8 protein-coding genes are annotated in these 11,550 nt (G+C 67.9%); 6 read left to right on the plus strand and 2 right to left on the minus strand.

Translation table 11 applies throughout. The features are described from left to right. Nucleotides 1–170: 170 nt before the first annotated feature. Together AC3WLC_RS31090 and AC3WLC_RS31095 are read left to right on the plus strand one after the other, a co-directional pair. On the plus strand, nt 171–5,009 hold the full coding sequence (locus AC3WLC_RS31090) for an NAD-glutamate dehydrogenase (protein WP_493687762.1): 4,839 nt from the start codon (nt 171–173) through the stop codon (nt 5,007–5,009). Between the two features lie 20 nt (nt 5,010–5,029). Beyond that, on the plus strand, nt 5,030–5,239 hold the full coding sequence (locus AC3WLC_RS31095; protein ID WP_493687770.1) for a Trm112 family protein: 210 nt from the start codon (nt 5,030–5,032) through the stop codon (nt 5,237–5,239). Nucleotides 5,240–5,379: 140 nt separating this feature from the next. On the opposite strand, the gene AC3WLC_RS31100 is transcribed toward AC3WLC_RS31095, so the two are convergent. Continuing rightward, nucleotides 5,380–6,627, minus strand: a complete 1,248-nt coding sequence (locus AC3WLC_RS31100; protein ID WP_493687763.1) for a ubiquinone biosynthesis hydroxylase — start codon at nt 6,625–6,627, stop codon at nt 5,380–5,382. 115 nt (nt 6,628–6,742) lie between these two features. Here AC3WLC_RS31100 and tesB point away from each other — a divergent pair, with 115 nt between their 5' ends. The 3 genes from tesB (at nt 6,743) to AC3WLC_RS31115 (ending at nt 9,683) form a co-directional block, all read left to right on the plus strand. Then, nucleotides 6,743–7,609 (plus strand): acyl-CoA thioesterase II, encoded by an 867-nt coding sequence (gene tesB, locus AC3WLC_RS31105; RefSeq protein ID WP_493687764.1) that lies wholly within the window; start codon nt 6,743–6,745, stop codon nt 7,607–7,609. Between the two features lie 230 nt (nt 7,610–7,839). After that, a complete protein-coding gene (locus AC3WLC_RS31110) occupies nt 7,840–8,178 on the plus strand; it encodes a P-II family nitrogen regulator (protein WP_346358358.1) in 339 nt (112 codons plus the stop codon). A gap of 26 nt (nt 8,179–8,204) precedes the next feature. Beyond that, the gene (locus tag AC3WLC_RS31115) at nt 8,205–9,683 is read left to right on the plus strand and encodes an ammonium transporter (protein ID WP_493687765.1); all 1,479 of its coding nucleotides are present in this window, start codon (nt 8,205–8,207) and stop codon (nt 9,681–9,683) included. A gap of 66 nt (nt 9,684–9,749) precedes the next feature. On the opposite strand, the gene AC3WLC_RS31120 is transcribed toward AC3WLC_RS31115, so the two are convergent. Continuing rightward, nucleotides 9,750–10,091: an antibiotic biosynthesis monooxygenase family protein gene (locus AC3WLC_RS31120; protein ID WP_493687766.1), complete on the minus strand. Its 342-nt coding sequence runs from the start codon at nt 10,089–10,091 to the stop codon at nt 9,750–9,752. A gap of 175 nt (nt 10,092–10,266) precedes the next feature. On the opposite strand from AC3WLC_RS31120, the gene AC3WLC_RS31125 reads away from it, so the two are divergent. Then, nucleotides 10,267–11,550: DNA translocase FtsK 4TM domain-containing protein (locus tag AC3WLC_RS31125; protein WP_493687767.1), on the plus strand; the 1,284-nt coding region annotated here is incomplete at its 3' end.

Genomic DNA, 11,550 nt, shown 5'->3' on the forward strand with positions numbered 1-11,550 from the left:
CATGCTTCTTCGTCATCTCTGCACTCCTTGCGTCTTTATCCGCGCGGTTCGGACAAGACTTGCCGTTTCCGCGCCATATTGGTGCAATCTGGCTGCTGCGATGCGACGAAAGTTGCAGCCGCCGGTGAGCTATGTCATCGCTTCGGCAAAATAGCAGGGGGAAGACGATTATGGCCAAGCGCGAAGCGAATGCTACGGCGGCTGCCGTCACCGCGATCGAGACGGCTGCTCACGAGCTTCGCGCGACGATGCCGGCGGACTTCCCCAAGCTGCTCTATGGCCGCAGCGTCGCTGAGGATCTCGTTGCGCTGCCGCCCGAGCTGCTGGCCCATGCCGCCGACGCCGCCTACGCCCATCTGAGCGGCAAGCGCAAACCCGGCGAGCCCAATCTGCGCTTCCGCGACGAAGCCGTGACCGAGGGCGATCGCGAGCGCCAGATCACGATCCTCGAGGTCGTCAACGACAACAAGCCGTTCCTGCTCGATTCGACCCTGGCCGAGCTGAGCGAGCAGGGCTACGAGCCGCGCCTCGTCGCCCATCCCATCCTCGCCGTGGTGCGCAAGGACGACGGCGCCTTCCAGTCGCTCGCCGGCGAAGCCGGCAGCCGTGCCGTCGAGGGCACCCGTCGCGAGAGCCTGATCCATATCCATCTCGACCGGATCGACACGATCGAGGCGCGCGACAGGCTCGCCGCCGGCCTTGCCCGCGTCTATGTCGATGTCGGCCTCGCCGTCGACGACTGGGCCGCGATGCGCGGGCGCATCACCGAAGTCATCCAGTCCTATCGCGCCAATCCGCCGCCGCTGCCCGAGGACGAGGTCGCCGAGGCGCTGAACTTCCTCGAATGGATCGCCAGCGACAACTTCACCCTGCTCGGCGTGCGCGCCTATCGCTTCGCCGGCGGCGACACCGCCGCCGACCCCGTCGATTCCTCCGGCCTCGGCATCCTGCGCGACCCCGATGTCCGGGTTCTCCGCAAGAATCGCGAGCTCGTGGTGATGACGCCGGAGATCCGCGCCTTCCTGGCCAAGCCGCAGGCGCTGATCATCACAAAGGCCAACGTCAAGAGCCGCGTCCACCGCCGCGTCCATCTCGACTATGTCGGTGTGAAATTGTTCACACCGGACGGCCGGCTCGACGGTGAATTGCGCATCGTCGGCCTGCTCACCTCGAACGCCTATACCGGCAGCGCTCGCGCCATCCCCTATCTGCGCCTCAAGGTCGCGCGCGTGCTCAAGAGCACCGGCTTCGACCCGTCGAGCTATTCCGGCCGCGCCCTCTACAATGTGCTCGACGCTTTCCCGCGCGACGAGCTCTTCCAGATCGACGTCGAGACGCTGGAGCGCTTCGCTCTCGACATCATGCAGTTGACCGAACGGCCGCGCATCCGGGCACTCGCCCGCGCCGACGAGTTCGACCGCTTCGTCTCGGCACTCGTCTTCATCCCGAAGGACCGCTACGACACCACGGTCCGCCGCCGCGTCGGCGAGTTTCTCGCCCGCGTCTACCAGGGCCGCGTCTCGGCCGGCTATCCGGCCTATCCGGAAGGCCCGCTCGCCCGCACCCACTACATCATCGGCCGCGACGAGGGCCGCACGCCGAAGGTCGACCGCCACACGCTGGAAGCCGGCATCGCCGCGATCGTCCGGACCTGGAGCGACGGCCTCAAGGATGCACTCGATGCTGAGAAGGCGGGCCCTGCCGCCCGTTCCCTCGCCGAGCGCTATGCCGAGGCCTTCGGCGCCGCTTATCGCGAGCGCTACTCGGCAGAAGACGCGCTGGTCGACATCGACATGCTGCAGAAGCTGTCGGCGGAGCGGCCGCGCGCGGTCAACCTTTATCGCCGCGACGGCGACGGGCCGACCAGAGCCAATCTCAAGCTGTTCTCGCGCGGCGCGGCGATCTCGCTCTCCGAGCGCGTCCCGATGCTGGAGAATATGGGCTTCCGCGTCGTCAACGAGCGCACTTTCAACATCACACCGCAGCAGAACGGCGCGGCCGGCAGCGACCCCCGCGTCTGGCTGCACGACATGACGCTGGAGCGCGCCAGCGGCGGCGAGATCGACATCGAGCATCTCGATCCGACGATCGAGGCGGCGCTGATGGCGCAGTTCCGCGGCTTCACCGAATCCGACCGCTTCGACCAGCTCGTCCTCGCCGCCGGCCTCGCCTGGCGCGAGGCGGCCCTGCTGCGGGCGCTCGGCCGCTATCTTCGCCAGGTCGGCGCGCCCTATGCGCAGGATTACATCGCCGACGCGCTGACCCGCCATTCCGGCATCGCCACCGGCCTGGTGAAGCTCTTCGTCGCCAAATTCGACCCGCATCCGTCGGACAAGAAGCGCGCCGAGCAGATGAAGGCCGAGCGCGAGCACATCGAAGCCGCGCTCGCCGACGTCACCAGCCTCGACGAAGACCGCATCCTGCGCCGCTTCGTCAACCTGATCGACGCGACGCTGCGCACCAACTTCTTCCAGATCGGCCCCGACGGGCATCCGCGCGGCACGATCTCGTTCAAATTGGCCTCCGGCCAGGTCGACGGCATGCCGTTGCCGCGCCCGCTCTACGAGATCTTCGTCTATTCGCCGCGCGTCGAAGGCATCCACATGCGCTTCGGCAAGGTCGCGCGCGGCGGCCTGCGCTGGTCGGACCGACCGCAGGACTTCCGCACCGAGGTGCTCGGCCTGGTCAAGGCCCAGCAGGTCAAGAACGCCGTCATCGTCCCGGTCGGCGCCAAGGGCGGCTTCGTGCCCAAGCAATTGCCGCCGGCGAGCGACCGGCAGGCCTGGCTGGCCGAAGGCACCGAGAGCTACCGAATCTTCATCCGTACCTTGCTCGAGCTCACCGACAATCTCGACGGCGAGAAGATCGTTCCGCCGCCGGATACGGTCCGCCATGACGGCGACGACCCTTATCTCGTCGTCGCCGCCGACAAGGGCACCGCGACCTTCTCCGACACCGCCAACGCGCTCTCGGCCGAGAAACATCACTGGCTCGGCGACGCCTTCGCCTCGGGCGGTTCGCAGGGCTACGACCACAAGGGCATGGGCATCACCGCCCGCGGCGCCTGGGAGGCCGTGAAGCGCCACTTCCGCGAGATCGACGTCGACATCCAGACGACGCCCTTCACCGTCGCCGGCGTCGGCGACATGTCCGGCGACGTCTTCGGCAACGGCATGCTGCTCTCGCCGGCGATCAAGCTCGTCGCCGCCTTCGATCATCGCGACATCTTCCTCGATCCCGCTCCGGATCCGGCCAAGAGCCTGGCCGAGCGCCAGCGCATCTTCGCCTTGCCGCGCTCCTCCTGGGCCGATTACGACAAGTCGCTGATCTCCAAGGGCGGCGGCATCTTCTCGCGCCAGGCCAAGAGCATCGCGCTCTCGCCCGAGATCCGGCAGGCTATCGGCTTCGACAAAGCGCAGGTCACCCCGGCCGAGCTGATGATTGCGATCTTGAAGGCGCCGGTCGACCTGCTCTGGTTCGGCGGCATCGGCACCTATATCCGCGCCAGCGACGAGACCGACGCCCAGGTCGGCGACCGCGCCAATGACGCGATCCGCGTCACCGGCTCCGACCTGCGCACCAAGGTGATCGGCGAGGGCGCCAATCTCGGCGCGACCCAGCGCGGGCGCATCGAGGCGGCCCGCAACGGCGTGCGCCTCAACACCGACGCGATCGACAACTCCGCCGGCGTCAACACCTCCGACGTCGAGGTCAACATCAAGATCGCGCTGGCCGACCCGGTCCGCGACGGCCGCCTGCCCGAGAAGAAGCGCAACGCCCTGCTGGCGCAGATGACCGACGAGGTCGGCCTGCTCGTCCTGCGCAACAACTACCTGCAGACGCTGGCGCTCTCGCTGACCGAGGCGCAGGGCATCCAGGCGAGCCCGCATCTGCGCCGGCTGATGGTTCGGCTGGAGGAGGATGGCCGGCTCGACCGCGGCGTCGAGTATCTGCCCTCGGACGCCGTGCTGATCGAGCGCGAGAAGCGCGGCGAAGGCCTGACCCGGCCGGAGCTCGCCGTGCTCATCGCCTATGCCAAGCTCGCTCTGCACGATGCGCTGCTCGACTCGGCGATTCCCGACGATCCCTACCTCAAGAGCGAACTGATCCGCTATTTCCCGCAGCCGCTGCGCGAGGGCTATGGCAAGGAGATCGCCGGCCACAGGCTGCGCCGCGAGATCGTCGCGACCCAGCTCGCCAACGCCATCATCAACCGCGGCGGCCCGGCCATCGTCTCGATGCTCGCCGACCAGACCCGGGCCGAGGCCCCGGCGATCGCAGCGGCCTATGCCGTCGCCCGCGATGCCTTCGACCTGATCACGCTGAATGGCGCCATCGACGCGCTCGACGCCAAGCTGCCGGGCAAGACCCAGACCGGGCTCTATGCCGCCGCGCAGGAGCTGGTCGTCGACCGGATGCGCTGGTTCCTGCGCCGCGGCGCCGCCAAGCCCGGCGCGATCGAGCAGACCGTGGCGCACTATGCCAAGGGTGTCGCGGCGCTGGATGCAGCGCTCGCCGAATTGTTGCCGGAGGCGGCAGCCCAGGCCCGCAATGCCCGCATCGCCGCGCTGACGGCCGAAGGCGTGCCCGAGGCGCTGGCGACGCGGGTCGCCAGCCTGCCCTGGCTCGCCGAGGCGACCGATATCGTCGACATCGCCAGCCGGACCAAGCGCGATGTCGTCGAGGTTGCCCGGATTCATTTCGGTACCGATTCGGTCTTCGGTTTCTCGACGCTGGCCTCTGCGGCAGCAGCCGTGCCCGCGACCGATGACTATGAACGCTTGGCGCGCCAGCGCGCCGTCGAGACCCTGACCGACGCCCATGCCGGGCTGACGCAGGAGATCGCCACCGGCAAATCCGGCCCCGACGCGCTGAAGGACTGGCTGGCGGAGCGCGGCGCCGATGCGGAACGCACCCGCGCCACTGTCTCGGCCATTGCCATGTCGGGCCTCTCCCTGCCAAAGCTGATGGTGGCGGCCGGCATGCTGGCCGATCTGCCGCGCAAATAAGGTCTGGAGAGCGTTTGGTGATGGATGCGGACGAGGAAAGCATGGTGCCGGCAGCGACCCGGATCGACCCGAAGCTGCTGGAGATCCTCGTCTGCCCGGTCACCAAGGCGACACTGGAATACGACGCCGCGCGCCAGGAACTGATCAGCCGCGCCGCCAAGCTGGCCTACCCGATCCGCGACGGCATCCCGATCATGTTGCCGGAGGAAGCGCGGCAGCTGGAAGGTTAAAGTCGGAAATCCCGCAGCCTACTCGGCCTGACTCAGGTATGATTCAGGCAGGCTCCCGATGATTCTTGCCCAAACCATCAGGAGCGGCCGGCCCGACTTGGTATGACCGACCCGGCTTCGCTCGTGACGGCGAGTAGTGCCTACAGCATCTCGCCCTTGAGCAGCCGCGGCGTCGGCCCGGCCAGACCGGCCGCCTCGCGAATGAAGAAGCGCTTCAACCCCGGCATGCGCTCGACCAACCCAAGGCCGAGATCGCGTGCCAATCGTAACGGTGTCGAATCGTTCGAGAACAAGCGGTTGAGCCCGTCGGTGACGACGCCCATGGCGACCGTGTCGAAGCGCCGCCCCTTCTCATAGGCTTCGAGCACCTCGGAACCGCCGACATCAAGGCCGAGCCGGGCCGCGTCGACGATCGCCTCGGCCAGCGCCGCGACATCCTTCAGCCCGAGATTGAGCCCCTGGCCAGCAATCGGGTGAATGACATGGGCGGCATCGCCGAGCAGGGCCAGCCTGTCGCCGACGAAACGGCGTGCTACCCCGAAAGAGAGGGGATAGGCGCCCGGGCGGCTCTCCAGGACGATCTCGCCGAGTTCGAGGCCGAAACGACGCTCCACCTCCAGCAGGAGATCGCTCTCATCGAGCGCCAGCAAGGCCGGGACATTCTCGCTGCGTTCCGTCCAGACGATCGAGGAGCGATGGCCGAGCTTGCCGCCATCGGCCAAAGGCAGGACCGCGAAGGGCCCGGACGGCAGGAAATGCTCGACCGCGCGCCCCTCATGCGGCCGCTCATGCCCGATCGTCGCGACGATCCCCGATTGCGGATACGACCAGCCGACCCAGCCGATCCCGGCCTGCTCGCGCAGCTTGGAGCGGGCGCCATCGGCAGCAATCAGCAGCGCCGCATCGAGCTTTTCGCCGCCGGCAAAGGCAATGGCGATCGCACCATCGTCCTCCATGCCTGAGCGGACACCTTCCGCTCGCAATTCGACGCCACTGGCGCGTGCGGCCTGCAGCAATGCCGCAACCAGCGCGCCGTTCTCGACCATATGGGCGAAGGGCTGGCCGGGTTCGATCTCGCCGTCGAAGGTCAGGAAGACCGGCCGCACCAGATCCGGCGTACGGCTGTCGGTGATGACCATCTCGGTCATCGCCGTCGCAGCCGTCTCCGCCAGGCGCCAGACACCGAGCGCCGCCAGCATGTTGCGCGCCGCCGCCGCAACCGCATAGGCGCGGCTGTCGGTTGCCGCTGGCCGATCCAACGCCGGATCGGCGACGATGATGCGGAAACTCTCGCCCAGCGCCTGCTTCAGCGCCACCGCCAGCGTCAGCCCGGCGACGCCGCCGCCGGCGATGACGATGCGCTGGCTCGCACTTCCAGAACTCTGCACTGTCGACTTCCTCGCATCGCGCCGCTTGACGCGGCCGGATCGCTGGTTGCTGATGCTCGCCGTCTTGCCCACAGCCGGCCCGGGCCGCAAGCCCGCGCCGAGCCGGTTTCAGCCGATGAACCCAGCCGCGAACACTCTGCTCCCGATCTTCGATCTCGAACCGCTCGGACACAACCGGTTCCAGGGTCGCAGCCCCGACAATGGCTGGACACGCGTCTTCGGCGGCCAGGTGATCGGCCAGGCGCTCTATGCTGCCTGCAAGACCGTCGAGGAGCGCCAGCCCCATTCGCTCCACGCCTATTTCATGCTGCCGGGCGATCCGACCATCCCGATCGTCTACGAGGTCGAGCGGCTGCGCGACGGCGGCTCCTTCTCGACGCGTCGCGTGCTGGCGCTGCAGAAGGACGCGGCGATCTTCGCGATGTCGGCCTCCTTCCAGATCGCCGAGCCCGGCTACGAGCACGAGATGCCGATGCCGGTGGTCCCGGCGCCCGAGGAACTGCCCGATCGAGATGGCATGGAGCGCGACGTTCTCCCGCACATGCCCGAGGCCGTGCGCGCCTATTACCGGCGCGAGCGGCCGATCGACATCCGCCCTGTCGAATTGAGCCGCTACGCTGCCGACGCTCCCCGGGAGCCGAAATTCAATGTCTGGGTCAAGGCAGCGCAGAAGCTGCCGGACGAGCCGGCGCTGCATCAGAGCGTGCTCGCCTATGCCTCGGACCTGATGCTGCTCGACTCCAGCCTGATCGCTCACGGCACCAGCGTCTTCGACCGACGCATCCAGAGCGCCAGCCTCGACCATGCGATGTGGTTCCACCGGCCTTTCCGGGCCGATGACTGGCTGCTCTACGCCCAGGACAGCCCCTCGGCCTCGGGCGCGCGCGGCTTCTCCCGCGGGTTGATCTTCGACCGGCAGGGACATCTCGTCGCCTCCGTCGCGCAGGAAGGCCTGATCCGGCCACGACCCGATCGCGCCTGAGCTGTCGCCGCCCGCTTTCGCGGCATCTGCCTAATTCTTGATCATTTCTGCACGCTGAACCCCGCCTGATCATGGCGGAATCGCGGCATTGCCCGCTCGCGCGCCACATCCACCGGTTGGCACGGCCCTTGAAAGGTCTCCCCTGACGCGCCTGGCTCGAAAGGGCGCGAGAGGCGCAACGACGTCGCTTGGATCGCGGTCCGACGGCGCAAGCGGGGGATAACCCAGCCATGAAGATCGTGATGGCCATCATCAAGCCGTTCAAGCTGGAGGAGGTGCGCGACGGGCTCACCGCCATTGGCGTGCACGGGCTGACCGTGACCGAAGTGAAGGGCTATGGCCGCCAGAAGGGCCATACCGAAATCTATCGCGGCGCCGAATACGCCGTGAGCTTCCTGCCCAAGATCAAGATCGAGGTCGCCGTGACCGACGATCTCGTCGGCAAGGTGATCGAGGCGATCACCGCCGCCGCCCGTACCGGCCAGATCGGTGACGGCAAGATCTTCGTCTCCTCGATCGAGAAGGCCGTGCGCATCCGCACCGGCGAGACCGACGGCGACGCCCTCTGATCCCCGACCATCCCAGGAGCTTTTCGATGAACAACAAGACCCTTAACCGGGCCGGGCTGGTCGGGCTGGCCTTCGCCGCGATGGCCGGCGCCGCGCTGGCGCAAACCCCGGCCGCACCGCCCGCTCCCGTGCCCAACAAGGGCGACGTCGCCTTTATGATGAGCTCGACGATCCTCGTCCTGCTCATGACCGTGCCCGGCCTCGCTCTGTTCTATGGCGGCCTCGTCCGCTCCAAGAACATGCTCTCGGTGCTGACCCAGGTCTTCGCCATCGTCTGCATCGTCAGCCTGATGTGGATCATCTTCGGCTATTCGCTCGCCTTCACCAATGGCGGCGGCCTCAACGACTTCGTCGGCGGCTTCTCCAAGGCCTTCCTGCGCGGCGTCGACGGCAACTCGACCGCCGCGACCTTCTCCAACGGCGTCGTCATCCCGGAATATGTCTACATCGCCTTCCAGATGACCTTCGCCTGCATCACGCCGGCGCTCATCGTTGGCGCCTTCGCCGAGCGCATGAAGTTCTCGGCGCTGCTGCTCTTCATCGTGCTCTGGGTCACCCTGATCTATTTCCCGATGGCCCACATGGTCTGGTATTGGGGCGGGCCCGACGCGGTCGGCAACGCCGCCAAGGCGCTGGCTGATGCCGGCACCGACGGCAAGGCCGCGGCCCAGGCAGCGCTCGACGCTGTGAACGCCGATGCCGGCATGCTGTTCAAGTGGGGCGCGCTCGACTTCGCCGGCGGCACCGTCGTGCACATCAATGCCGGTATCGCCGGTCTCGTCGGCTGCGTCCTGATCGGCAAGCGCATCGGCTTCGGCCGTGAGCTGATGGCTCCGCATTCGCTGACCATGACCCTGATCGGCGCGGCCCTGCTCTGGGTCGGCTGGTTCGGCTTCAACGCCGGCTCCAACCTCGAAGCCAACGGCACCGCGGCGCTCGCCATGATCAACACCTTCGTCGCCACTGCCGCGGCGGCGGTGGCCTGGCTGTTCGTCGAATGGGCGGTAAAGGGCAAGCCTTCCATGCTCGGCATGGTCTCGGGCGCGGTCGCCGGCCTCGTCGCCGTCACCCCGGCTGCGGGCTTTGCCGGCCCGATGGGCTCGATCCTGCTCGGCCTCGTCGTCAGCCCGGTCTGCTTCGTGTTCTGCTCGACCGTGAAGAATGCGATCGGCTACGACGACTCGCTCGACGTCTTCGGCATCCACTGCATTGGCGGCATCATCGGTGCGCTGGCGACCGGCATCCTGGTCAACCAGGCGCTCGGCGGCGCCGGCATCCCCGACTATTCGACCAAGCCCGGCGAGCTGGTCGCGGCGACCTACGAGTTCGGCACGGCCTTCATGGCCCAGCTCAAGGCGGTGCTGTTCACGCTCGTCTTCAGCGGCGTCGGCTCGGCGATCCTCTACAAGATCGTCGACGTCGTCGTCGGCCTGCGCGTCGCCCCCGACCAGGAGCGCGAGGGCCTCGACATCGCCGAGCACGGCGAGCGCGCCTATCACGACTGAGCGCAGTCCATCTCGCTCGAACAAGCGCCCCGGCGGGACACCGCCGGGGTTTTTCATTGGCGCCTCTCAGTCGCGGCTCTCGGCACGGTCGAGCACGATCTCGAGCACCTGCACCGTCTCCGGCAATTCGATCAGAAACTCGGCATCGCGTTCGAGGTGATGGATCCTGCGCGGATCGGGCCCGGCAAAGCGCGACATCGCTTCGACACTCTCCCAATAGGAGATCGTCACGAACTCGCTTTCGCTCTCACGGTCCTCGCGGAACATCTGCGCACCGAGCGCCTTCTTCGCCAGCGGCCGGACGCCGACCTTGAGCAGATAATCGGCATAGGCATCGGCTTTCTCCGGCACGGTGCGGCCGCGCCAGATCCGGGCAATCCTTGCGATTTTATCGTCGCTTTCGGCCATCTCGCCCTCCTTGCGGTTGCTGCTCGAACAATGCGTTGGCCGGACCGATCGTTCCCCGAACTCCTGACAGCGCGCGGCGGCAGTGCAAGGTTAAGCGGGCCTTAACCGGACCTTCCTAACCTGCCGGTTCGACGGTGGTCCCGGCCGCCTTCCCGATGCCCGCAGACACGGCCCGATGCGCACGATCCGACGCTCCTCATCGCTGATCGACCGCCTGCCCGATCCGGTGCGCGAGTTCCTGTCGCGCCGCGCCGCCGAGATCGGCGGCATGGCGATGCTCGCGCTGATGGTCGCCGTCGCCGTCGCCCTCGCGACCTGGTCGGTCGACGATCCCAGCCTCAACAACGCCACGCGCGGCACCGTGCACAATCTGCTCGGCCGGCCCGGCGCGATGATCGCCGATCTCGCCATGCAGCTGCTCGGGCTCGGCGTGGTCGCGCTGCTGCTGCCGCCGCTGCTCTGGTCGCTTCGGCTGATTCGCTTCCATCTCTTCGATCGCAGCGCCCTCAAGCTCGTCCTCTGGGTCGTCGGCATCGTCTCGACCGCCGCGGTGGCGAGCGCCCTGCCGGCGACGCCGCGCTGGCCGCTGCCAACCGGGATGGGCGGCGTGATCGGCGACGCCCTGCTGCAAGGCACCCGCAACATCGTCGGCCTTGGCGGCACCGCGCTCGGCGGCCTCGTCGCCTTCGTCTTCGCCGGCATCGCCATCCTCTCCGTCACCGCCGCCGCCGGCTTCGGCTTCGTCACCGATGAAGACCCCGATCCCGACCAGGACGACGATGCCGCTTTCGCCGATGGCGAGGAGCGCCGCGACGACGAGCCGGGCTTCTCCGTGATCCTGATCGGCTGGATCGCCCATGGCGCCATGGCGCTGAAGGCCGCGATCCTGCGCCGCCTGCCGCGGCCACCGCAGCCGGCCTCCGCCGGCGCCGGCGCGATGCCCGTGCCGCCCCAGACCGGCCGGGTCCGTCGCGAGCCGAACTTCACCGGCGATCCGGAAGCCTACCGGTCGCCTGTCGTCGCCCCCGAGCTCGCGCGCCCCACCGCCAGGCCGGCGCCGGCTGCCCGCCCGGCCTATGACGACGATGACGAGCCCTTCGACGCGCAAGACCTGCGCGACCTCAACGCGCCGCGCGTCGCCGCTCCGGTACGCGCGCCAAAGCCTGGCAAGCGCCTGTCGCGCGAGGCGCAGCCCTCGCTGCTCGATCGCGAAGGCTTCGAGCTGCCACCGCTGACCTATCTGGCCGAGCCGAAGAAGGTCCCGGCCAACGCCATCTCCACCGACGCGCTGGAGCAGAACGCCACTCTGCTCGAAGGCGTGCTCGAGGATTTCGGCGTGCGCGGCGAGATCAGCCAGGTTCGGCCCGGCCCGGTCGTCACCTTGTACGAGCTTGAGCCTGCTCCGGGCACGAAGAGCTCCCGGGTGATCTCCCTCGCCGACGACATTGCGCGCTCGATG

The sequence above is a fragment of the Allobosea sp. GW821-FHT03A12 genome (assembly GCF_058986765.1).

Coding starts and splice junctions, on each gene's coding strand:
- AC3WLC_RS31090 (WP_493687762.1), top strand. CDS start 171: ATGGCCAAGCGCGAAGCGAATGCTACGGCGGCTGCCGTCACCGCGATC.
- AC3WLC_RS31095 (WP_493687770.1), top strand. CDS start 5,030: ATGGATGCGGACGAGGAAAGCATGGTGCCGGCAGCGACCCGGATCGAC.
- tesB (WP_493687764.1), top strand. CDS start 6,743: ATGAACCCAGCCGCGAACACTCTGCTCCCGATCTTCGATCTCGAACCG.
- AC3WLC_RS31110 (WP_346358358.1), top strand. CDS start 7,840: ATGAAGATCGTGATGGCCATCATCAAGCCGTTCAAGCTGGAGGAGGTG.
- AC3WLC_RS31115 (WP_493687765.1), top strand. CDS start 8,205: ATGAACAACAAGACCCTTAACCGGGCCGGGCTGGTCGGGCTGGCCTTC.
- AC3WLC_RS31120 (WP_493687766.1), bottom strand. CDS start 10,091: ATGGCCGAAAGCGACGATAAAATCGCAAGGATTGCCCGGATCTGGCGC.